A 24,651-nucleotide genomic window follows, 5' to 3' on the forward strand; every position below is an offset into this window, starting at 1 on the left:
TTCAATTTTTATCGTTGTTTTTAGGTGATGTAATAAGCACTATAGTTGATCCAATTTAAAGGTGGTACAAGGCAACCGAGTGCAGATGTATATGTCATACTTCAAGCGAGGTTAACGCCGTAACGCTTTTATAGTGGATTGACTATATCTGAATATTACGGTTTTTTTAAATCAAATGCCGACCAGATTGGCGCATGATCTGAGGGTTTTTCCATAGCACGCAGCTCATAGCTAATTCCAGCATCGATACATTCACTAACGAGGTCTGAGGTGCATAGGATATGATCGATACGTAGACCGCGCTTGGGTTCATCATTAAAGCCGCGACTGCGATAATCAAACCAGCTGTATAACTCAGTACTCTCTGGATAATGCAAACGGTACGTATCGGTCAATTCACGCGACATTAATGCTGAGTACCATTCGCGTTCCTCTGGCAAAAATGAGGTTTTTCTATTTTTCAACCAGCGCTTTGCATTGACCTCACCGATACCGATATCAATGTCTTCTGGTGCAATATTCATATCACCCATGACAATGATCGAACGACCTTCTGCCTTTAGCGTGTCAATATAAGCCGTCAAATCTGCATAATACGCACGCTTCATTGGAAACTTGGTCGGATGGTCTTGGCTCTCTCCTTGTGGAAAATAACCGTTGAGCACATCCACTTCACGCCCTTCAAACTCATAGCGTGCATGTATAAAACGCTTTTGTGCTTCAGCATCTTCGCTAGGAAAACCTTTTTGTACAAATATAGGCGCCACTTTCGACAGTAATGCCACGCCATAATGTCCTTTTTGCCCGAAATACTCTACGTGATATCCTAGACCTTCTATGTCATTAAGTGGAAATTGATCGTCATGGACTTTGGTCTCTTGTAGACCCATGACATCAGGATCGATTACCTCGCGCACTGCCTCAAGCTGATGCTGGCGAGCGCGGATACCATTGATATTAAAACTGACAAAACGGGTCATAAACTGTCCTATACTGATTGATTAAAATACGATGCTGATATAGATGTATGCGATGCAAATGTCTATGATAACAGACCTAGGCTGTCCTAGCTGTTGCATGGCCTTATATCTTGAGCTAGAGTAGCGCTTATTATAAATACAATAGAGACTATTTTTTGTTGGGTTTCTTATTTACCCGCATATATAAATTACGTTCGCCAAACAACCTTTATCAAAATACTGAGCACCCTTATGACGACAACTGAGCATAAAAATAAAAATACAGCCGCGAATAATAATATGGAACCGCTATTTGCTAAAGATTATAACGTCTACATCAACCATACGGATGCTGGCGGCATAGTTTATCATGCCAACCATCTGGTGTTTTTCGAAAACTGCCGCCGTGATTGGTTTACCAAACTGGGCTTAAACGGTTACTTTTTACGAACTGATGATGGCGACATACAGCATTTTGTCGTGAGTCAGGCAGATTTACAATACAAGAGAGCCATTCTCTTAGATGAGGTCATTTCTGTACGCATCGATAAAGTAGAGTTAAAGCCTGCCAGCATCATATTTTATCAAAGCATTCATCGCAGCACATCAGACAAAGCTAGTAGCCAACTATTAAGTAGCACCAAAATCGTCATTGCCTGTGTACAAAACCTCGTTAAGCCAGAGCCAATGGCCAATAACGAAACAAATAATGATCAACCTGACAACGCAGTGAATACCACACCCATGCGCCCTATCCGTGTACCAAAAGAATTACGAGATGCCATTGAGCAGTCAATTAGTGAGCAAATAAACGAGCGACTGTAGAACGCTATGCGCATTGATCCTGATAGACCCTTGCTTGAATTTAATAATCTCTGGGTACATGGTAGACCGGTAGTCGGTAGCGATAATCCTAAGCATAGTAGTGGTGAACAGACACAAACCTTTGTACCGCATAAACTCTATCAAAGATGGTCAAATAAGCGAAAAAAAAATGTGCTATCTGATGGCCTATCGCCTCATAGTCGCATATTGATAAACGGTGCGAGTGGCAAGCTACTATCAGGGCAAGTCACTGTTTTGACTGGTGCTTCTGGTAGTGGCAAGTCAGTACTATTGCGGGTGCTGGCAGGATTATTGCCGATGACCACTGGCGACATCCATCTGCGCAGTGATGCCACGCCAAATCAGAACCATGAAAGCGTCCACACCGCTTCACCTACGGACTGGCGTAGACACGTTGCTTTACTTGCTCAGCATCCACAGTTGTTGGGAGGGAGTGTGCTTGAAAACCTAAAAATGCCTTATGACCTACAAGCACATCGGACTCAGAGTTTTGATATGGCTTGGCATATATCCCAGCTTGAGACGCTCAATAGACATTCAGACTTTTTGCAACAAGAGGCTCATCATTTATCTGGCGGTGAGCGTCAACTGGTGAATACGTTGCGTCTATTACAATTAAACCCACAAGTACTATTGCTAGATGAACCAACCGCTGCGCTAGATATCGATACCTCAGCGCAGCTAGTGAACCTGCTGATGAGCTGGTTACAAGCAGATACTCAGCGCACGTTGTTATGGGTGACTCATGATACCAAAGATATCATGCCGCTGGCTCATAGACATTGGCGTATACAAGCAGGTGTACTAACTGAGGTATTGTAAAAGTTTTCCCAAAACCTTGAGTAGATTGCGTTCATTATACTCCCATCTTTTTTCACCTTTTTATCATGAGCACCCATGAATGGTATGGATGATATGCAAGTATTTCTAACTTACGGTGATATTGCCCTCGCCAGTTGTATGATTATCATCGTACTACTCATCTCATGGCAACTGCGCTTAAAACTGACAAAAACGCTCTTGATAGCTGCTATTCGCACCATCGTGCAGCTTAGCTTTATTGGTCTGATACTGGCATGGATTTTTGCCCGTGAGCAGTGGTATGAAGTTCTGCTGATTTTGACCATCATGACTCTGATTGCAGGGAGTGCCGCCACAAATCGTGTCAAGCGCAGCTATAAAGAGTTGCTAACCGACACGCTACTAGCCGTCGGCACCTCAGCGACACTGGTCACTGCAATAGCGATGATCGTTATTCTAAGAGTACAGCCTTGGTATACCCCGCAATTCATTATTCCTATATTGGGGCTGATATTGGGCAATTCTTTGACAGCCATCTCATTAACGAGCAATCAGCTGATCGAAGCTTTTCACGAGCAGCAAGGGCGTATCGAGATGATGTTGAGCCTTTCTGCTAGACCATTTGAAGCTGTGCATGAGCAGATACGTGCTGCGATTACCAATGGGATGACCCCAACGCTCAACTCTATGTTGGTCGTCGGTATTGTCAGCTTGCCCGGCATGATGACGGGGCAAATATTGGCAGGCGCCGATCCCACTCAAGCGGTACGCTATCAGATAGTGACGATGTTTTTGATATGTGTAAGTAGTACGCTTGGCTGTACGATTAGTGCTTTGCTGATTTATCGACGCTTTTTTAATAAAAATCAGCAGTTTATTTTACCTCGTTAGTTTTTCCTCTGATCTTATCCCTCATGTTGACGATCAAGCGTTATCATTCTAAAAAACCAGACCGTTGTTTATCTACATAAGCTCGTTCACTCATCTAAACAGTCAATTACTTTACTCATCATTAATAAATAGCCTGCCCTGTCTTTATATTCATTACCAGCTCAAAAATATGCCTTACTATGGCTCATTTCTTAAACATCATAGATGTCTCAAATTTTTCAGCTTTATCTATGTACTGCTCAGTCTTGCTTTCTATTATTGTCTTCAACATTATTCATGCTACTGTATTGCTTAAATGTATCGTTTTTTTGATACCGTAGTTGCAAAAACCAGATAATATCTAATTGAAATACAAGTTATTTCTGTCATTGGATTATCTAATTGTTTGATTCATTTAACTCACCCATCAGTAGTTAATTAAAATTGAACAACGGCAACAAAAGCAAGCAGACACGGACGTTATTGCATCCAATAGCAGGTTAATCACATTGATGCTGATTTGTGATATTGACATGCATATGACTGCTTTCTTAAAAAACATTCACCTATATCAAACTGCAAGGACGCTGACTATGATGCCAAACAAACCTTGGCTTGACCAATATCCGGCAAGTGTACCAAAGACGATTAATCCTGATACCTATGGCAGCGTGATGGAGTTGTACGAGGAGTGCTTTGAGCGTTTTAGCGGGCATCCAATGAGTATATGCATGGGTGTTACGCATACTTATAATGATGTCAATAACGCTTCTCTTGCCATCGCCGCATGGTTACAAGCGCAAGGGCTACCTAAAGGTAGTATCGTTGCATTGATGATGCCAAACCTACCGCAATACCTACCAACGATGATTGGTATCTTGCGTGCAGGCTACGTCTGTACTCCTATTAACCCACTGTATACAGGTCGTGAGCTACGTCATCAGCTAAATGATTCAGGTGCTCAGGTAATTTTTGTGGTGGACAATTTTGCGCAAGCCCTTGAGCAAGTAGTCGATGAGACTGCCATCAAACGTATCGTCTTATCTAAACTTGGCGATATGATGGGCCTAAAAGGTATGCTAGTGAATACCATTGTCCGTCAAGTCAAACGCTTGATACCCAAATACGAGCTCAACGATCCAAAGCATGAAGTCACAAAGTTCCCTGATGTGCTCAAGCAAGGTAAAAACTTACCTTTTCATGCGCCAAAAATGACTTTAGATCAATTGGCTATCTTACAATACACAGGCGGTACCACAGGACTGTCTAAGGGCACGATACTGACCCAGCGCAACATTGTCTCCGCTGCATTGATGGCAGAAGCATGGTATCGCCCAGTGACCTCAGATATCAATGAGGTATATATCAATATGGTCATGGCATTGCCGCTCTATCATATTTTTGCTTTTTCGCTGAGCTTACTGGGTATGCGCTCGGGCTACACCTTTATATTGATACCCAACCCGCGTGATATGCCAGGATTTGTCAAAACCTTATCCAAGCAGCCGTTCCATATTTTCCCTGCGGTCAATACGTTGTTTAAAGGACTGCTTGATACACCAACCTTCAAAAACTTGAATTTTGCCCCCCTACGCATCTCTCAAGCGGGCGGTATGGCAGCCACCAAACAAACAGCAGAGCGTTGGTTAGAGGTCACAGGCTGTCCTATGGTTGAAGGCTGGGGTATGACTGAGGGCGTCGCTGGTGGTACTGCCAACCTCGTAACCGATGACAAATTCAACGGTACTATCGGCATCCCAGTACCGAACGTTGACATTATCCTCATTGATGAAAATGGCGAGCGTGTGGGTACTCACCAAGCGGGTGAAATGTGTATCAAAGGCCCTAATGTGACCTCAGGATACTATAATAGGGACAGTGCTAATGACTTTACGAGTGACGGTTATTTCCGTACTGGCGATATCGCTAGCATGGATGAAAAGGGCTACTTCACCTTATTAGACCGTAAAAAAGACATGATCTTGGTTTCAGGCTTCAATGTCTTTCCAAATGAAGTTGAATCTGTGATGCTAGACTGCGATGGTGTTATTGACTGTGCAGTGATTGGCATTCCTGATGAGCGTCAAGGTGAGGCGGTTAAAATTTATATTGTTCCTGCAGACAATAACGTGACTAAAGAAGTCATTACAGAGTTTGCCCTAGACAATCTGACTGGTTATAAATGCCCTCGTCACATTGAATTTGTGAGTGACCTACCAAAGAGCAATGTCGGTAAAGTATTACGCCAAAAATTACGTGAAAAACATCACGCAGAACATCCTCAACAATAAGCAAATTCTCTCAATAAAAAAGCGCCTTATCTTAACTATAAGGCGCTTTTTTCATTCTATATATTCCTCTTTAATTGTCATTTTTATAACTTTTACCAATGATTGTATAAATGATAAATGCCATTCATTAGCGTGAACCTCTTGTCTCTTTTATCTTTCAACACATATTGTTCAATATATCAAACGTAAATATAAACTATTGAGTTCTTGGTTGGCCGTAACGAATTTAGTTGTAGTTATGTTAATGTAATGCCGAAATGTGTCACTAAGTTTTCTATCAATTTAGATTAATTGAATATTTAATTTAGGACACTTTATTACTGTTGATTTGAATAAGGATTTTAATTTTAAAAACAGTAATCAGCCCTTTGATCTACTTAGATGCTTATTTTTTAGTAGCTCATTCTTGGTAGTTAAATCAAATTTTATAAAGGACTCTGTACTTTAGCAGTATGTGAAAACAAAGGATAGCACTCGACAATTCATCGCTCAAAAGGCACTGATGTATATCGTCGACATGGATGTGACTACTTTTTTATAGAACCTTAACTTATCTTAATTTAAGGACGCTAGGCATGACAGCAGATAAACCTTGGCTTGCTCAATACCCAGAAAACGTACCCAAAACCATTAACCCTGATCAATATGAAAGCCTCATAGAACTATATGAAGAGTGCTTCAATCGTTTTCGTATGCATCCGATGACTATCTGTATGGGTGTGACTCATACCTATGATGATGTTGATAAGGCGTCACTGGCAGTAGCAGCATGGTTACAAGCTCAAGGCTTACCTAAAGGCAGCGTCGTGGCACTTATGATGCCAAATGTCCCACAATATTTGCCAATCATGATTGGTATCTTACGCGCAGGCTATGTCTGCACCCCTATTAACCCACTGTATACAGGTCGTGAGCTACGTCATCAATTAAATGATTCAGGCGCTCAGGTAATTTTTGTGGTGGACAATTTCGCTCAAGCGCTTGAGCAGGTCATCGAAGAGACCAATATCAAACGCATTGTCCTATCAAAAATGGGCGATATGATGGGCCTAAAAGGTATTTTGGTGAATACCGTTATCCGTCAGGTCAAACGCTTGGTGCCCAAATATAACCTGAATGACCCAAAGTACAATGTTACCAAGTTCCCTGAAGTACTCAAAAAAGGGCGCAACTTACCGCTTCAAGCTCCCAAAACCACGTTGCAACAAAAGGCAATTCTGCAGTACACAGGCGGTACAACTGGTCTGTCTAAAGGGGCTGTTTTAACCCAGCGTAATGTCGTCGCGGCGGCGATGCAGTCAGAAGCGTGGTATCGCCCTGTGACCTCAGGCATCAACGAGGTATACATCAATATGGTCATGGCATTACCGCTTTATCATATTTTCGCCTTTATGCTCAGTCTACTTGGTATGCGCTCAGGTTATACTTTTATATTAGTACCCAATCCACGCGATATGCCGGGATTTGTTAAGACCCTATCCAAGCAGCCGTTCCATATTTTCCCTGCGGTCAACACCCTATTTAAAGGATTGCTTGATCAGCCAAACTTTAAAGATTTGGACTTTAGCGCCCTACGTATCACTCAGGCGGGCGGTATGGCAGCAACTGAACAAACCGCAGCACGTTGGTTAGAAGTGACTGGATGCCCTATGGTCGAAGGTTGGGGTATGACTGAAGGTGTCGCTGGCGGTACTGCTAATGTCATCACTGACCGCAAATTCAATGGCTCTATTGGCATACCAGTTCCTAGTGTCGATATCATCGTCGTCGACGAAAATGGTGAACGTGTCGCCATGCATCAGGCAGGTGAGATGTGCATCAAAGGTCCGAACGTCATGTCAGGCTATTTTAATAGAGACAACACGACCGATTTTACTCGCGATGGGTATTTCCGTACTGGTGATATCGTGAGCATGGATGAGAAAGGCTACTTTACTTTACTAGACCGTAAAAAAGACATGATCTTGGTCTCAGGTTTTAATGTGTTCCCAAATGAAATCGAAGCCGTTATGCTTGACCACGAGGGTATCGTTGATTGCGCCGTTATTGGCATCCCTGATGAAAACCAAGGTGAAGCCGTCAAAATCTATATTGTCCCTGCAGACAATAATGTCACCAAAGAAGACATCAAAGAGTTTGCACTGGATAATTTAACGGGTTATAAATGCCCGCGTCACATTGAGTTTGTCAGCGAACTACCAAAAAGCAATGTGGGTAAAGTATTGCGTCAAAAGCTACGTGAGCAGCACATATCAGACAACCCGCAAACGTTGTAATCTATATATTATGATTTTGCCATAGAGACAAAAAAGCCCACTATCATTAAAGTGGGCTTTTTGTTTTTGTTGAATAAACCTCTCGTATCAGCTCAATCGACTCATCACTTGTAACGGAAAACGCTTCATTGCCTGACCTACAATCGACCATGGCAAGCTTGGTACGCACGCTTCTTCCACACCTGCTTCAATCGCTGCAACAATCGCTTTGGTACCGGTATCAGTATCTACTTCAAACGGCAATGGCTTGGCATTCGTATTAATCTCAGTACGGATGTAACCAGGATAAATGGTAGACACCTTGATAGGTAGCTTAGTCAATAGCATATCAGCACGAATACCTTCTGCAAGATGCGCCAAACCTGCTTTACTAGCACCATAAGCCGTCAAGTGCTTAGGCAGGCCACGCATTGCTGACATGCTCGACATTGCCACCAGATGACCGCTATTTTGAGCCCGAAAGATATTCATCGCAGCTTCACATTGCGCTAATGCCGAGATAAAATTAATCTCAACGGTACGGCGGTTGGTATCAAAGCGCCCTTTACCAATGCGGCGGCTATCGCCAATACCGGCATTGACCACTATGCGGTCAATCGTGCCAAAGTCAGCAGCAAATGCATCAAATACCTCAAAAACAGCATCATAATCACTGACATCTAGCGCTCGGTACTCAACGCGTATATGAGGATATGCTGCTACCAGCTCTGACTGCAGGCTTTCTAAACGATCCGTACGGCGCGCACAGATGGCGAGGTTGTAACCAAGCTTAGCAAATAATCTTGCCATGCCCTCGCCTAGACCTGAGCTGGCACCAGTAATCAATACAGTCTTGTTTTTTCCTACTTGCTGCTCATTTAAATCTTTTAGATATCGCGACGGCTGAATCGCACTAAACACCTGATTTTTACTTTGTTTAGCACTTTTGGTTACTAAATTGATCAATTTATTTTTCATAGACAATCCTGTTTATATCAATATTAGATAAAATCGATAGCCTATAATATCGCAAATCGATAGATGGAGCTTGTCAGTTGTAAAAATAAACGAAAAATACTCAACAAATATAATGACTGACGTTAACGATATACGTAGCGGTCACATATTTAAAATAGCTACTTTATCACGGCTTTAATATATCACTACGATGTGCTGTCAGCCTAACGCCACGTCACAAAACGCTTACCTTCAGAGAATAGATGACTGTATTCGTTCAAAGACAACAAACGCGTACTCTGATTTTTTAGGGTGATAGAGGTAACGCCTGTATTTACTAAGCTTTTATTTAACTGATAAGCGGTTTGGCTACCTTGTTTTAAGAGCTGCGCGGTAATGGCAGCGATGACACCACCTGAGGTAAAGACCAACACCGTACTGTCCTGATCTAGGCTCGTATTGGCTATTTTTGTACGTACTTGTTCAAGGGCTTGCTGTGCTCGGTCATTAAACTGCGGCCAGCTTTCAATATAGTCTTGATCATTGTCGCCCGCATGCCAGCGCTGCATCGCTTGGTCAAACAGCTCAGCCAAACGCGTGGACGGTGATTCTGCTTTGGCAATTTCAGCTCGATTGCCAAAATCACTAGCTGACTTCACAAATACGTCTTTATGATTGAACTCATCAAATTGCGGCAAAATATAGCTATCAGGCTCATCAAAATTGATGGCTGATACAGTTGGTGTACCATCACCGTGATTAGCATGAACGAGAGGTTGATAGCCCTCCCAAAAATGGCGCGCAGAGTCTTGTTGCCTGATCAAATTACCCGTAAATATCGCATCGATTCGGCGCTGGGTATTTGCATAATGCTGACCCAGCATTTTGGCCTGAGTTTCACCTAGCTCTGAAAGCTGATCGTAGTTTTCTTGACCAAAAGAGGCCTGACCATGACGGGCTAAAAGTATGGTAGTCATAAAATACTGCCTTTTATTATTTTATCCAAAATACTATTTTTTTATATTTCAGATGAATCAGAGGATTTTGCAAAATAGCCCTTTGGTAAGATACCTTTCACCACTTTTTGAACAGGGCTTGGCAATTTCTCAATCGTCGCCGCATCGACTCCTCTGTCTTCCAAATGCGGCTGAACGTGTGCATTGAACAGCGCTTCGCCTTCATATTGCGCAATCAGTTTGAGACATTTGGCGTGCATGACGTGTATAGCGAGCCAGGCGTTCTTAAATGCTGGATTGGTGGTTTGCTTATGATAGTAGCGATAGTAGATTTGCTGAATGATACCTGATAGACGGAACAGACCAAATACTTCATAAAAGGTCCAGTTATCTATCTTAAGTCCAGATTTTTCTAGATAATAAGCAACCACTTCATCACGCGTCATCATACCTTCTAAATGAGTTGGCTGACGACGAAACTGCTGCATGACAATATTATCGTCTTCTTCAATCCAGTAAGCCAAGGCACTACCCAAATCCATTAATGGATCGCCAAGGGTTGCCATCTCCCAGTCAAGCACGCCAATCACTTTAGTCGGCTCGTCTGCATCGAGTATGACGTTGTCAAAGCGCCAGTCATTGTGAATAATGCACGTTTTGCTATCAGCAGGGGTATGCTTTTTGAGCCACTGTCTGACCAAGGCAAAGCTTGGGACGTTAGGTGTCTTCGCTTTGACATAACGCTTGTCCCAACCACTAATTTGGCGCGCGCAATAGCCATCACCGCGACCCAAATCAACCAAATCAGGATGCTCGGTATAATCTATCTGATGCAGCTCTACCAACGCATCCAAAACATTGGTACAAAGTAGACGGGTTTGTTCAGGATCCAGATCGACACCTTTTGGTAAATTGGCACGGGGAATGATCCCTTCCATACGCTCCATGACATAAAAATCAGCACCAATGACGGCTTCATCTGTACATAGCGCAATCATCTCAGGTACGTAAGGATAGGCATCTTTTAATGCCTTTTGGACGGTATATTCGCGCACCATGTCATGCGCAGATTTTGCCTTGGTACCTTTTGGCGGACGACGTAATATGAGGTCTTGGTTTTTATCATCGCCTTCATATTGCAAGCGATACGTCCAGTTTGATGCCCCGCCTGAGAACTGAGTGACTGTAGGCTCGCCTACGACATCGACACCTTGACTACGCAGCCATGCGCTTACTGCTTTGGTATCAAGCTCCTCGCCCTCACGTACGGCACCGCCTTTATCGAGTACTTTATTATCAGTTGCCATGAGACATTCCTTATCGTGTGATTATTTATTTTTATAACATCTAGTAGTATTAAAATATTTAATAACAATGAAATAGTATTAGTGATGAAAAATTCACTACTAAATCGTTAATAGTGAATTTTCAATTTATTTTGTTTTTAACAACAGTGGTATGAGCAAGTTAAGACTCACGCCCATTGATTAATATTAGGCTTTGTTAGACTTAGATCGGCTAAAACCTTGACGTTTTAGCTCTAGCTTGGCAATCATCGTTTTATGTACTTCATCAGGACCATCTGCCAAGCGCAGCACACGCGCTTGTGCGTAGAAATTCGGTAACAAGGTATCTTGGCACACGCCCATGCCGCCATGAATCTGAATCGCCATATCGACCACTTCTTGTAGCACAGTTGGTGCAACTACTTTGATCGCAGAGATTTCAGTGAGTGCCGCTTTGGTTCCTTGAGCGTCCATTTTTTGCGCCGCATAAAGGGTTAGCAAACGTGCTTGGTCAATCTTGATACGCGCCTCAGAGATACGCTCAAAGTTCCCGCCCAATTGTAGTAGCGGCTTACCAAAAGCAGTACGTGACATACCGCGTTTCACTGCCAACTCTAAAGATTTTTCAGCCGCACCAATACAACGCATGCAGTGATGAATACGACCTGGCCCTAAGCGACCTTGCGCAATCTCAAAGCCTTTACCTGCCCCGCCAATAAAGTGACTGACTGGCACACGTACATTGTCAAAGCTGATTTCACCATGTCCGTGCGGCGCATCGTAATCGCCAAACACTTTAAGCATACGCTTGATATTTACACCCGCAGTATTGACTGGTACCAATACCATTGAATGCTGGTGATGACGATCTGCGCTTTCATCCGCGGTATAGGCCATCACAATTAAAATATCAACCGCAGGATCACCAAGGCCCGATGACCACCACTTGCTACCGTTGATGACAATTTCATCACCATCGACTACGGCGGTTGCTTGCATATTGGTGGCATCGCTTGAGGCCACATCAGGCTCAGTCATACAAAACACTGAGCGTGTCTTACCTTCTAATAGTGGCGTGAGCCATTTATCTTGCTGCTCTTGCGTACCGTAGCGCCACAGTAGCTCCATATTGCCGCTGTCAGGCGCATTGCAGTTAAACACATGAGGCGCCAGTAAACTGCGCCCAGTCAGCTCCGCAATCGGCGCATAATCAGTGACTGAAAGCCCTGCGCCTAAGGTGTCATCAGGTAAGAATAAATTCCATAAACCCTCTTCGCGTGCTTGTTTGCGTAGGTTGTCATAAGCGTCTGGCCACTCCCAGTTTTCCCAGTTACCATCAGGATTTTTCTTATGACATTCTTCCCAGAATTGGGCTTCGATGGGCTCAATATGCGTTTCGATGAACGCTTTGACTTTGGCATGCATGGCTTGACCATGTTCTGTTGCGGTAAACATTAAATTGTCGTTAGACATAAATGACTTCCTTTTCTTTATTGATTGTCTAAATCGGGTTTTGACAAAAAGCTCTGCTAGATCTTTAAGATGAGCTTTAGTGTACGGACGTATACTGTTTTCTGTATCCACCATTTATAACACAGCAGTTATGATTAAACAGCAAAAAGGCGCGACCCGTTAGGACACGCCTTTTACAAAATACAAACAGTGTATTGCTGAACATATGACCGCTAAAATACTAGCTATCAGACATCATAATGATATCTAACACTATTTTAGAATATTCAAGCGGCTGTTTAGCTCAAAGCGTGCGAGCGCGTCTGGCAGTTTGTCCACTGCCATACTGAGCGTTGCTTCTGCTGCTTGCGCAAGGCCTAGTTTCTCTGCCAGCGTCGGCTTCTGACGTGAATGTAATGCGTACACTTCACTGCTTTCCATACGCTCTAGAATGTAGCTGTCAGAGGTTTGCAAGCTGTCAATCAAATTAAGCTTTAAGGCATCTTCACCATACCAGTGCTCACCTGTGGCCACTTTGGCAACATCTAATTCTGGGCGGTAGGTGTTGACGAAATGCTTGAATAGCTCGTGCGTTTGCTCTAGCTCTTCTTGGTATTTGGCACGATCTTCGGCATCGTTTTCGCCAAATACAGTCACCGTACGTTTATAGTCGCCAGCGGTAAACATCTCATAATCGACGTCATGATTTTTGAGCCATTTGTGAAAGTTTGGCAATTGTGACACCACGCCGATTGAGCCAATAATCGCAAATGGCGCTGCCACCACATTGTCTGCCACGCAAGCCATCATGTAGCCACCACTCGCCGCTACCTTATCGACGCAGACCGTTAGCTTTAGACCAGCGTCCTTTAAGCGCACCAATTGCGCGGCTGCCAATCCATAACCATGTACCAAACCGCCGCCTGACTCAAGGCGGACAATCACTTCATCGCCTTTATTGGCGGTACTAATCAGCGTACTGATTTCTTCACGCAAATGCTTAACGGCAGTTGCTTTGATGTCACCTTCAAAATCCAGAACAAAAACTTGTGACACAGTATCAGTATTTTTTTTCTGCTTTTTGCTTTTTGTCTTTAGGGCTTGCTTGGCTTTTTTCGCCATTGTTTTTTTGAATGCTTTAAGCGCGGCTTTGCCTTGGGTGGCTTCCATTAAGTCTTCACGGCGCTGTTTTTGAGCTTCATTCAAATGTCTTACTTTTAGCTCAACAGGGTTTTTCGGTGGATGAAATAGCATGATTACAAATCCTCAAGTCAGTAGATATATCAACATAGATGTTTTTATTCAGGTGCGGTTGATATGCGCACGCTCGCTGATATTTTCAAGCAAAATGACAATATTTAACCCAATCTAGGTATGGCTCACTTAATACAGCCGATACCAATGCATGGCTGCGCTTTGATTGAACTCAGCCGGTTGTATAACAAAGGTAGATTAGGCATAATATGCGTTTATATCAAATTTTCTGCAGCCAACGTGATGACCATTTGTCTTAATCGCGTTGTTTGTGTGTTTTTTTTGCAAATCGCTTGAAACGCACAGCAATGGCTGCATTATTGTACTTCGAATTGGGCTGATAACTGGATAACAATATTATGACGCAAAGCACTATGACGCATAGCGAATACCGAGACGAATATTGCGGAGCTGTAACCGAGAGCTTGCTTGAGCAAACCATTAGTATCGTAGGCTGGGTACATCGTCGTCGCGATCACGGTGGCGTGATTTTCTTAGACATGCGTGACCGCGCTGGTATCTTGCAGGTAGTAGTCGATCCTGATACACCAGAAGCTTTTGCAACTGCTGATGCCGTACGCCCTGAATACGTGCTAAAGATCACTGGCCGCGTACGTCGCCGTTATGAAGGTACTGAAAATAACAATATGACCAGTGGCCAAATTGAGCTATTGGGCAAAGAAATTGAAGTACTGGCCAAATCTGAAACGCCGCCATTCCCATTGAATGACGAAAAAACGACCGTATCAGAAGACTTGCGTCTAAAATATCGCTATCTTGATATGCGCCGTCCGCAAATGCAAGAGCGTATGGTATTCCGTGCCAAGGCAACGTCAGCAATTCGTCGTTATTTAGACGATCATGGTTTCTTGGATGTTGAGACACCTATTTTGACTCGTGCAACGCCTGAAGGTGCGCGTGATTATCTTGTACCATCACGTACGCGTCCTGGTAACTTCTTTGCCCTACCGCAGTCACCACAGCTGTTTAAGCAGTTGCTTATGGTGTCAGGTTTTGACCGTTATTATCAAATCGCGAAATGCTTCCGTGATGAAGATTTACGTGCTGATCGTCAGCCTGAATTTACTCAGGTCGATATTGAGACGTCTTTCTTAAACGAAGAAGAGATCATGAACATCAACGAAGGTCTGATCAAGCATTTGTTCAAGACCATGATGGATGTTGAGTTCGAGCAATTCCCTCGCATGACGTATGCTGAAGCAATGCGTGACTATGCCTCAGATAAGCCTGACTTACGTATTCCATTGAAACTGGTTGACGTGGCAGATTTGATGAAAGACGTTGATTTCAAAGTATTTGCCGGTCCTGCTAACGATCCTAAAGGTCGTGTGGCTGCCCTTCGCATTCCTGGTGGCGCTTCGTTGAGCCGTAAGCAAATCGATGCTTATACCAAGTTTGTTGGTATTTATGGCGCACGCGGCTTGGCTTACATCAAAGTCAATGACGCAAGCAGCATCAACAATGGCGTGGATCAAGAGTCTGGCCTACAATCACCAATCATCAAAAATATGACTGATGATGTGCTCGTTAGCCTCATCGAGCGTACTGCTGCAGAAGATGGCGATATTATCTTCTTTGGTGCAGATAAAGCCAGTGTCGTGAACGACGCAATCGGCGCATTACGCCAAAAAATCGGTTTAGACCTTGAAATGATAACTTGTGAGTGGGCGCCGCTTTGGGTGACTGACTTCCCAATGTTTGAAGAAACTGATAACGGTCAATGGACGTCGATGCATCATCCATTTACCAAGCCTAAAGGCTCAGTTGAGGAGCTGAAAAACAACCCAGAAGCGGCTTTATCTATCGCTTATGACATGGTGTTGAACGGCACTGAGATTGGTGGTGGTAGCTTACGTATCAATACTTATGATATGCAGCAAGCTGTCCTCGAGGCGTTAGGTATCGGCGAGCAAGAGGCAGAAGACAAATTTGGTTTCTTACTTGATGCCCTAAAATTCGGTGCGCCACCGCATGGTGGCTTGGCATTTGGTTTGGATCGCTTGATTATGCTCATGGTAGGCGCAGACTCTATCCGTGATGTGATCGCCTTCCCGAAAACCAAAACGGCTGAGTGCCCACTAACTCAAGCTCCTGCTGGAGTGGATAGCAAACAGTTACGTGATCTTGGTATCCGTGTTCGTGAAAAAGCACATGCCGATACCAACAAACCTGTTCAATAAAACATTTGATGATGTACTATTGCTGTCTACAGTACTTGTTACGCGATTCATCGCCGTGTGAGTGGTTATGAATCCGTATCATATTTTTAAATTCGTGCCATTGTCTGTACTACAGATGCTGGCACGTTTTGTCGCTTGGGTGATCGTCAAAATACCGAGTCTCAGCATCATGCGTACCATTCATATTAATATGGCGCTGATTACGGACAAATTGTCTGAGCCGCAAAAACGAGCGCTGACCAAAGACATCATCTACCATCAATGTTTGACCAGTATTGAATCTATCAAAAGCTGGGCAATGCCACCTGAATGGAGTATTGCTCAAATCTGTGACGTCCATAATAAAGACATTCTACTAGAAGGTCTTGCTAATCCCAATGGCATGCTTGCTATCGTCCCTCATCTCGGTACATGGGAGATGATGAACGCGTGGCTCAATCAGTTTGGTTCGCCAACTATTATGTACAAGCCTGTAGACGGCAGATTCGCTAATGAGTTTATTCTTCAAGGGCGTGCGCGTCTCAATGCAACGTTGGTGCCTACCGATGGTAGCGGTGTTAAAGCCGTGTTTAAAACCCTCAAGCAAGGCGGCTTTAGTATTGTATTACCAGACCACGTCCCAGATCCGTCAGGCGGCGTAGTCGTTCCCTTCTTTGGTATCAAAACATTAACCAGTACCCTTGCCTCAAAACTGGCGAGTAAAACCAAATGTGCCTTGGTTGGCTTGTCTTGTATTCGTCGTAATGATGGACGCGGTTTTGATATTTACTGCTATAAGCTTGACGATCCAGCGCTATATGACCGTAATACCGAAACAGCGACTCACGCACTCAATCAAGCCATGGAGCATATGATTAAGGACAACTATAGTCACTACATGTGGGGCTATCGACGTTTTAAGCGCATACCAAATCTAGGCAACCCTTACCGAAAAGATAAAGCCACTTTAGCAGCCTTTATTCGGTCTCATCACGCTACTGGTAGTCGTTCTGGTAACGGTGTAAGTGGTTCTGTTACTGGTGACACTAATATCGATAATCGCAAGTAATAACTGTACTATCGTTTATTGATTTAGACATACCATCAATCACAGTTATGCTAATATTGGCTAAGTTCTGTACCCTCTCATTTTTATTAGTCCTTCATTTACCTCACTATTATCTCACTACGAGTGCATTATGACATCTGACGTAACTAAAACCTTACCTATAAAACCAACACAAAGCAATACTGCTGAACAGCGTTATATCATTTGTATGAAATGGGGTGATAAATACGGTCCTGAATACGTCAATCGTCTGTACAATATGGTGAGCCGTCACCTGACATTGGACTTTCAAATGGTTTGCTTGACCGATGACAGCACAGGTATTGATTCTGCTATTGCTTGTTATCCCATACCTGACATGGATCTACCAGCAGGTCCTGAACGTGGTTGGAAAAAGCTCACGACCTTTAAACCTGAGCTATATGACTTAAAAGGTGTGGCACTATTCTTAGATATTGATATTGTCATTGTTGATAATATTGATGCGTTTTTCACTTATCAAGCGAAGCACGAAGACAGTGTGGTTATCATCCGCGACTGGAAAAAGCCGTGGCGTATGATTGGTAATAGCTCCGTGTATCGCTTCAATATTGGCATGAATACCTATCCTGATTTGCTGGCAAACTTTGAGCGCAATTTTGAAACCATTCGTACCCAAGTGCGTCACGAGCAGGCTTACCTCTCTAACTATTTGCGCGAGTATCATCACCTAGAATATTGGGATAAGACATGGTGCGTGAGCTTCAAGTATCAATGTATCGCGCCCATTCCGTTTAACTTTGTGCAGGCACCTACACTGCCAGATGAGGCAAAAATTGTGATTTTTCATGGCGAGATTAACCCGCCCGATGCGATTGCTGGTAGCGGCGGCAAATGGTATCGACATGTGAAACCAAGCCCATGGTTAAAGCAATACTGGCAGTAAATATATAGACATGAGCCATGTCTATATAGTTCACCAATAGTCCAAACAATTTACAGGTAATGCATTAGGATACAAGTTATTTGAGGTCAACGACTGGAACATAGTATGGCGTTATATTTAAGGTTACCTGCTACCGCTGGGTTCAACATCGATAACGAGCTCATCGTTATTGACGCTTTTAATGCCAATGAAGCAGAGCAAAGTTTGCTTGGAAAAGACGTCAATATTATTGCCTCAGGCCCATCTGTACAACAATTAGCGTTGTCAGAACTATTAGACACGCCCACTATTTTTGTTAATGGTAGTCTTAGCCTTACCGGACGGCATCAATTTACTCATGTCGTCGGCTATGTCATTAGTGATGCGCGCTTTGTCAATCATCAACCTGAAATTTTACGTCAGTATTATACGGGTCAACCTTTATATGCAACATTAGCCGTCTTTGAGGCGATGGCCACGACTCACCCTGATATCATGCGTACGTATCATCACGCCATGCGGGTATTGTATCCAGTAGACAGACCGTGGGGTGTTAAATCAAATAAGCTATCATTTAATAAGCTAATTTTTAAGAAAAAACGCCTGAATAAGAAAATGCCCTTATCCTACTTTATTAATCATCCGAATTTTGTTATTGATAGCAGTCATAGCTCTACTGAGATCGGGGTCTCACTCAATGTTACTCATGGATTTGTCGAGGCGGGTACGGTTGCTTACGTAGCCACACAGCTGGCTTTCTCACGCCATGCAGCGGCCATTCATCTATACGGAATTGACTTACTCAATAGCGATGAGCCGCGATTTTACGAAAATAACCACAACCGCGCGCCAAGCACGCTGAACAAAGTCATGAACGAGCGCATTGTGCCTTCTTTCAATTTATTGAGTAGGAGCTATAAGGCACATGGTGTCGCTGTGATCAATCACTCCCCTGTCTCCAAATCTCTATTTGATGATCTTTAGTCATTCTTAACTCATGAATTCAACGCTACACCAAATTCTAAATATTGCTGCGCGATATGATTCGGTAAGAGCTGCTGATTTAGCGGCACTATGTAATTCGTCAGATTGTTTACTGCTTGATCGATGAGTATCGCCAATCCCTCAATATCACCGACAGGTATCAAGTTTTTGACAGGTAGCAACTCTCTTGGACCAAATGGACAGTCGGTACTGATCACTGGTACGCCAAGTGCTTGCGCCTCTACGATGACATAGCCAAAACCCTCGAATTTGGAGGTAAGCACCATCAATGCCGCTGAGGCAATGATCGGATAAGGGTTGGTCTGAAAACCCAGAAACCTAACACAGTCACTAATATTAAGTTGAAGCGCCAGCGCTTTAATCTCTGCTTCAAGCTTACCTTTACCGACCAATACTAATGGCAGCTTTCGCTCTGTTTCCGCATAGGCTTGTAGCAAGTCTCGATGACCCTTCATGGTATCGAACGAGGCGACATGGATAATATACTGTTTATCTGCTAAGCCTAACTGTTCGATATGTGGTTTTTGTGACGCTTTGCTTTGGATCCAAGTGGCATCGCAAGGATTATAAATTGTGGTAGTTTTAGTGATGTCTCCTAAAAGTGAGATTAAATCTTTGCGAGCGCCATCGCTTACACAACTACAGGGATGGGCACTATAGACCGTTTTCAAATGATTGATAGTTTGCATTGGTATATCGGATAATTGATGCTCAAATTGCTTAGATAGCGCTGTATGCAGCACATTCACGATGTTGGGTAATTGGCTGTAAGCCATGATCCAATTCACTTTATAAATATTAGCCAATATCAGATTTGGCGTCCCTATTTGGCTAAGCACATACTCATCAATACGCTTAGCGACAGCTTCATAAGCCTGTGCCTGCTTAGAGTTTGGCTCAAGATTTTGCTCAGAAAACACCTCATCGTATGGCAAGATATGATAGTGAATGTCAGCATCTAGCGGCATATCCTGTGTTTCTTCCAGACATAAAATATGGACGCTATGACCCATTTTCACGTAAGCACTTGCTAACGTTGTTACCATACGCTCAGCACCTCGGCCTTCAAGGGCTTTTAAAATAAATAAAATCATAGGTGGCATTAGTGTCTCAGCTTAATTATATGTCGGTATAGGTATAAGGGTTTAGCCAGATAAGGGTACCAAAGGTCTTAATTATTGCAGCGTTCTGGCTTTATGTGCTAGTCTCATCTACTTTTATGGCCCAGCCTTTACTTGCTGAAGTATAAACCGGATTGGTTTGCCTACCCATAGTAAAATCGCAATCAAACTTTATTTTATAAATCAGTTAGATCTTGCTAATAACGATGCCAGTAAATATCATAGCTGAACTAATGTCACCATTGAAACTATCAATCTATTAATAGAATACGTTCACAGAAAATAGGATCAATCATGCAGCAACCTGACGAGAAAACATTAGACGTTGTCATCGCTTGGGTGGATGGCGCAGACCCTATACTCAAACAAAAAAGAGAAAACTATAAGTCAGGCAAAATAGTGGCGTCAGATGCAGTAACTGCCACACGTTTCGCAAGTGATGATGAGATATACTATAATATTGCCTCTATCATCAAATACATGCCTTTTTGCCGTCACATTTATGTTGTGACCGACCAACAACGACCCACATTCATTGATGAATTTGCTAAGCAAAATATCTGTTCAGCAGATAAAATACGTATTGTCGATCACAAGGAAATATTTTCGGATTATGAAGAATTTTTACCGACATTCAACACCCGATCAATTGAGACGATGATTTGGAATATCCAAGGATTGTCTGACTATTTTATCTATATGAATGATGATTTCTTTTTTAATCAATCTGTGACGATAAATGACTTTTTAGACAGTGAGAAGCTAATCGTTCACGGTGAATGGCGTAAAAGTACTGCTTTGAATGCCAAGCTTAATTTTCGAAAATCACGCTTTAAATTGTTTGGCACACCGATACAGCCAAGGCATACTATCGCGCAAATGTTAAGTGCTAAAATACTAGGCATGAATCAGTTTTTTGAAATTCATCATTACCCTCATATTGTCGATAAAAACATCTTAAAGTCCCATTTGTTGAATCATCCGCAATTATTGACCGAGCAGATAAAATACAAATTCAGAGATGTTGCCCAAGTTAACCCTATAACGCTAATGAATCATCTAAAAATTCAAAAAGGTGAAGCAAGTTTAAAACCTAACACCTCTATCAACTATCTAAAAAATGAGCATAGCGTAGAGGACTTTATCATTGCCTTAGAAGATAAAACTATTAAATATGGTTGTATGCAAAGTTTGGATCTTCTTGAGTCAGATTTATATCAAAAAATTAGCCAAGCCATGAGGCACAAATTCTTGAATTACCTGCCTAATTCCGTGTTAGATAACACAAATACTGTCCCCAAATGAATTCAAACTAAGCTTGAACTATAATGATGATTACTCATTCTTGATTTAAACCAATAAAAGCTCAAAAATTACTTGGATATATTATGAAAATAGCAGTAGTAGGTACAGGCTACGTAGGCTTATCAAATGCAATGCTGTTAGCACAGCATAATGAAGTCGTTGCTGTCGATGTCATCGCTGAAAAAATAGCCTTGTTAAATGCCAAGCAGTCTCCTATCGAAGATACAGATATCGAAGATTTTTTATTGCATAAAGAGCTCAATTTTTCTGCAACGCTGAATGCCAAAGAAGCCTACAAAGATGCAGATTTCATCATCGTTGCCACGCCGACTGATTATGATACCAAGACCAACTATTTCAATACCTCCACAGTAGAAGCCGTCATTGAGCAAGTGCTGTTAGTGAATCAACAAGCAACCATTATTATTAAGTCTACAGTGCCAGTGGGCTATACAACCAATATCAGAGAACGTTATGCAACTGATCGCATTATTTTTTCGCCTGAGTTTTTGCGAGAAGGTAAGGCACTACATGACAACCTTTATCCTTCACGTATCATTGTAGGCGCACAGTCTGAGCAGGCTCGAATATTTGCCAACCTATTACTTGAGGGCGCAGTCAAAAAAGATGCACCGCTATTATTTGTAGAGTCTACTGAAGCTGAAGCGATCAAATTATTTTCTAATACTTATCTAGCGATGCGCGTAGCTTATTTTAATGAGCTTGATACTTATGCGCAAACTTTTGGACTTGAGACCAAACAAATCATCGAAGGTATTGGCTTAGACCCGCGCATTGGCAACCATTATAATAACCCTTCATTTGGCTATGGCGGCTACTGTCTGCCCAAAGATACTAAACAGTTATTAGCAAATTACGATGAAGTGCCAAGCAACCTTATAAAGGCCATTGTCGATTCTAATAGAACTCGCAAAGACTTTATTGCAGATAAAATCATCGAAAGACAGCCAAAAATCGTAGGAATACATCGCCTAGTGATGAAAAGTGGGTCAGATAACTTTAGAGCATCTGCGATACAAGGCATCATGAAACGTATCAAGGCAAAAGGTATCGAGGTTGTTGTCTACGAGCCTGTGCTAAAAGAAGACAATTTCTTTAATTCGCGTGTGATTCAAGATTTAGAAACCTTTAAATCAATGAGTGATGTCATTGTCGCAAACCGCCTATCTGATGATATAAAAGATGTCGCAGACAAAGTATTCACTCGCGATCTATTTGGGAGCGACTAATGAAAATACTGGTCACTGGTGCGGCAGGTTTCATTGGTTTTCATTTAATCAAGGCAATACTAGAAACAGATCTATCTGCTAAGGATTACTGTATCGTTGGTATCGACAATATCAACGATTATTATGATACAGATCTAAAAGAAGCGCGTTTGAGAATATTAGGTGAGATATCAGATCCAGAAAGTTTTACATTTATTAAGTTAGATCTGGCTGATCGTGAAGCCATGTCTGAGCTTTTTGCAACCTATCAATTTGATATGGTTGTTAATTTAGGTGCCCAAGCAGGTGTGCGCTATTCTATCGAAAATCCAAATGCGTATATCGACTCAAATGTGGTTGGCTTTGTTAATATTCTAGAAGGCTGTCGTCACCACGATATTAAGCACTTAATCTACGCAAGCTCTAGCTCTGTTTATGGTATGAATATAAAGCAGCCATTTACTACTACTGATTGTGTTGATTTTCCTATCAGCCTATATGCCGCTACCAAAAAATCGAACGAGCTTATGGCACATAGCTATAGCCATTTATATAATATTCCTACAACAGGATTAAGGTTCTTCACTGTTTATGGTCCTTACGGTCGACCTGATATGGCATATTTTTCGTTCACAAAGAAAATTCTGGCTGGCGAGCCAATTAATGTATTCAATAATGGTGTTATGCAGCGTGACTTCACCTACATTGATGATATCGTCAACGGTATCATTCGCATTATTAATAAAGCCCCTTCGCCCCAGCATTCTACTATTACGACTGCAGCTGCTCCCTACAAGATTTACAACATTGGTAATAATCAGCCAGTCACTTTGCGCCGTTTTATTACTGCCATTGAAGACGCTTGTGGTAAGAAAGCGCAGGAAAACTTATTGCCTATGCAAGCAGGCGACGTACCGATTACTTACGCCGATATAGATGAGTTAATAGAAGGTATTGGCTTTAAGCCTGAAACCAGTATCGAAGAAGGTATCAAACAATTTGTCGATTGGTATAAACAGTATTATCCAGTTTAGATAAGCGACAATACTCTTTAAGACTTATATTATAGAGATTAAGGCGCTAATATCTTTATATATTTTCAAAGGATTTTGATGACATGGCCACACATTCAAATTGGCAAAGAAAATTACTATTAGTATTTCGAAGCGAAAAAAGATTGAACGCGGGTAAGATTATCAAAACCTATAATGATAGAAGCTTTGATGAGATGAAAGCAACAACCATTACTGAATCAATGTGTGATATTGAAGCGTTAACCAATGAGCGTAAAAGCACAGATTTAGAAAACCATTTAAATAACTTGAAATACAAATCGCTTGGTGAGTCTGAGCTCTGCTTTTATCACAACACGCTTATTATACTAATGCGCCGTAAGTACAAAATAGATAAAACATTCGCTGAATTTGAAAGACTATGGGAGGCAGAGAGCGACTATTTATTGATACATCTGTCGTTGCGCTGGATTGTCTCTGCTTGCGATACGTTTATTGATCATTCAAACAATACTCATAGAGCAGCTATCTTGATGAATGTCGTAACTCTAATGAATACTTTACGTACTTATGAAACCAAAAACTTTCTGCAGTTATCCACTAATGCTAAATCTATGCCATTGCTAACTGAAAAAACAGATATGCTTTATGCTGGTGACCTGCCCCTATACGATGGTCTTACTTATTTTCGTATCGGCACCGATGATAGCTTGAGAAATATGCGAAAACGCTATAATAAATTTCAGAAAGTTGATAAATTGGCCACGACCATGTTACTGGCAGTGTTTGAAAAACTGCAGAATAATGACAGTGCTTTTGCTACTCTACGGCAGTTGCACAGAGATGATTGGTCTAAATGGTGGTTGGATTAGTCTATCTCATATATTACTACACGACT

20 protein-coding genes are annotated in these 24,651 nt (G+C 42.3%); 13 read left to right on the forward strand and 7 right to left on the reverse strand.

Annotation, left to right across the window (positions count from 1 at the left end; all coding sequences use genetic code 11):
* Positions 1 to 155: 155 nt before the first annotated feature.
* Positions 156 to 980, reverse strand: a complete 825-nt coding sequence (gene xthA / locus ACTXGK_RS23800; protein WP_443515386.1) for an exodeoxyribonuclease III — start codon at positions 978 to 980, stop codon at positions 156 to 158.
* Between the two features lie 231 nt (positions 981 to 1,211).
* Here xthA and ACTXGK_RS23805 point away from each other — a divergent pair, with 231 nt between their 5' ends.
* The 5 genes from ACTXGK_RS23805 to ACTXGK_RS23825 all read left to right on the forward strand — a co-directional run bounded on the left by ACTXGK_RS23805 (position 1,212) and on the right by ACTXGK_RS23825 (position 8,043).
* Positions 1,212 to 1,784 (forward strand): thioesterase family protein, encoded by a 573-nt coding sequence (locus tag ACTXGK_RS23805; protein ID WP_443515385.1) that lies wholly within the window; start codon positions 1,212 to 1,214, stop codon positions 1,782 to 1,784.
* A 6-nt stretch (positions 1,785 to 1,790) separates the two neighbouring features.
* On the forward strand, positions 1,791 to 2,627 hold the full coding sequence (locus ACTXGK_RS23810; RefSeq protein WP_443515383.1) for an ABC transporter ATP-binding protein: 837 nt from the start codon (positions 1,791 to 1,793) through the stop codon (positions 2,625 to 2,627).
* Between the two features lie 75 nt (positions 2,628 to 2,702).
* Positions 2,703 to 3,497 (forward strand): ABC transporter permease, encoded by a 795-nt coding sequence (locus ACTXGK_RS23815; protein ID WP_443515382.1) that lies wholly within the window; start codon positions 2,703 to 2,705, stop codon positions 3,495 to 3,497.
* A gap of 572 nt (positions 3,498 to 4,069) precedes the next feature.
* Positions 4,070 to 5,767, forward strand: a complete 1,698-nt coding sequence (locus ACTXGK_RS23820) for an AMP-binding protein (protein WP_443515381.1) — start codon at positions 4,070 to 4,072, stop codon at positions 5,765 to 5,767.
* A 575-nt stretch (positions 5,768 to 6,342) separates the two neighbouring features.
* Positions 6,343 to 8,043, forward strand: a complete 1,701-nt coding sequence (locus ACTXGK_RS23825) for an AMP-binding protein (protein WP_371531401.1) — start codon at positions 6,343 to 6,345, stop codon at positions 8,041 to 8,043.
* An 87-nt stretch (positions 8,044 to 8,130) separates the two neighbouring features.
* Here ACTXGK_RS23825 and ACTXGK_RS23830 read toward each other — a convergent pair whose 3' ends face one another.
* The 5 genes from ACTXGK_RS23830 to sohB form a co-directional block, all read right to left on the reverse strand.
* A complete protein-coding gene (locus ACTXGK_RS23830; protein ID WP_443515379.1) occupies positions 8,131 to 9,000 on the reverse strand; it encodes an SDR family oxidoreductase in 870 nt (289 codons plus the stop codon).
* Positions 9,001 to 9,203: 203 nt separating this feature from the next.
* Positions 9,204 to 9,956: a histidine phosphatase family protein gene (locus ACTXGK_RS23835; protein WP_443515378.1), complete on the reverse strand. Its 753-nt coding sequence runs from the start codon at positions 9,954 to 9,956 to the stop codon at positions 9,204 to 9,206.
* Between the two features lie 41 nt (positions 9,957 to 9,997).
* Positions 9,998 to 11,242: a phosphotransferase family protein gene (locus tag ACTXGK_RS23840; RefSeq protein WP_443515377.1), complete on the reverse strand. Its 1,245-nt coding sequence runs from the start codon at positions 11,240 to 11,242 to the stop codon at positions 9,998 to 10,000.
* Between the two features lie 186 nt (positions 11,243 to 11,428).
* On the reverse strand, positions 11,429 to 12,676 hold the full coding sequence (locus ACTXGK_RS23845; RefSeq protein WP_443515453.1) for an acyl-CoA dehydrogenase family protein: 1,248 nt from the start codon (positions 12,674 to 12,676) through the stop codon (positions 11,429 to 11,431).
* 270 nt (positions 12,677 to 12,946) lie between these two features.
* A complete protein-coding gene (gene sohB / locus ACTXGK_RS23850) occupies positions 12,947 to 13,927 on the reverse strand; it encodes a protease SohB (RefSeq protein WP_443515376.1) in 981 nt (326 codons plus the stop codon).
* A gap of 374 nt (positions 13,928 to 14,301) precedes the next feature.
* Here sohB and aspS point away from each other — a divergent pair, with 374 nt between their 5' ends.
* The 4 genes from aspS to ACTXGK_RS23870 all read left to right on the forward strand — a co-directional run bounded on the left by aspS (position 14,302) and on the right by ACTXGK_RS23870 (position 19,064).
* Complete coding sequence (aspS, locus tag ACTXGK_RS23855; protein WP_443515452.1) at positions 14,302 to 16,128, forward strand: aspartate--tRNA ligase; 1,827 nt, start codon at positions 14,302 to 14,304, stop codon at positions 16,126 to 16,128.
* Between the two features lie 67 nt (positions 16,129 to 16,195).
* Positions 16,196 to 17,176, forward strand: coding sequence for a lysophospholipid acyltransferase family protein (locus ACTXGK_RS23860; protein ID WP_443515374.1), 981 nt, complete (start codon positions 16,196 to 16,198; stop codon positions 17,174 to 17,176).
* Positions 17,177 to 17,306: 130 nt separating this feature from the next.
* The gene (locus tag ACTXGK_RS23865) at positions 17,307 to 18,101 is read left to right on the forward strand and encodes a glycosyltransferase (RefSeq protein WP_443515372.1); all 795 of its coding nucleotides are present in this window, start codon (positions 17,307 to 17,309) and stop codon (positions 18,099 to 18,101) included.
* A 105-nt stretch (positions 18,102 to 18,206) separates the two neighbouring features.
* On the forward strand, positions 18,207 to 19,064 hold the full coding sequence (locus ACTXGK_RS23870; protein ID WP_443515371.1) for a WaaZ-like lipopolysaccharide core biosynthesis protein: 858 nt from the start codon (positions 18,207 to 18,209) through the stop codon (positions 19,062 to 19,064).
* An 11-nt stretch (positions 19,065 to 19,075) separates the two neighbouring features.
* Here the strand turns inward: ACTXGK_RS23870 and ACTXGK_RS23875 are convergent, their stop codons facing one another.
* On the reverse strand, positions 19,076 to 20,188 hold the full coding sequence (locus tag ACTXGK_RS23875) for a glycosyltransferase (RefSeq protein WP_443515369.1): 1,113 nt from the start codon (positions 20,186 to 20,188) through the stop codon (positions 19,076 to 19,078).
* Between the two features lie 312 nt (positions 20,189 to 20,500).
* Here ACTXGK_RS23875 and ACTXGK_RS23880 point away from each other — a divergent pair, with 312 nt between their 5' ends.
* From ACTXGK_RS23880 to ACTXGK_RS23895, 4 genes are all read left to right on the forward strand, one after another.
* Positions 20,501 to 21,511: a stealth family protein gene (locus ACTXGK_RS23880; RefSeq protein ID WP_443515367.1), complete on the forward strand. Its 1,011-nt coding sequence runs from the start codon at positions 20,501 to 20,503 to the stop codon at positions 21,509 to 21,511.
* Between the two features lie 83 nt (positions 21,512 to 21,594).
* Complete coding sequence (locus ACTXGK_RS23885) at positions 21,595 to 22,761, forward strand: nucleotide sugar dehydrogenase (RefSeq protein ID WP_443515366.1); 1,167 nt, start codon at positions 21,595 to 21,597, stop codon at positions 22,759 to 22,761.
* Positions 22,761 to 23,774, forward strand: coding sequence for an NAD-dependent epimerase (locus ACTXGK_RS23890; RefSeq protein WP_443515364.1), 1,014 nt, complete (start codon positions 22,761 to 22,763; stop codon positions 23,772 to 23,774). The genes ACTXGK_RS23885 and ACTXGK_RS23890 overlap by 1 nt, the downstream gene beginning before the upstream one ends.
* A gap of 83 nt (positions 23,775 to 23,857) precedes the next feature.
* Positions 23,858 to 24,625, forward strand: coding sequence for a hypothetical protein (locus ACTXGK_RS23895; RefSeq protein WP_443515362.1), 768 nt, complete (start codon positions 23,858 to 23,860; stop codon positions 24,623 to 24,625).
* The last annotated feature ends 26 nt before the right edge of the window (positions 24,626 to 24,651 follow it).

The organism is Psychrobacter sp. T6-5 (assembly GCF_052258485.2).
Classification (GTDB): Bacteria; Pseudomonadota; Gammaproteobacteria; order Pseudomonadales; family Moraxellaceae; genus Psychrobacter.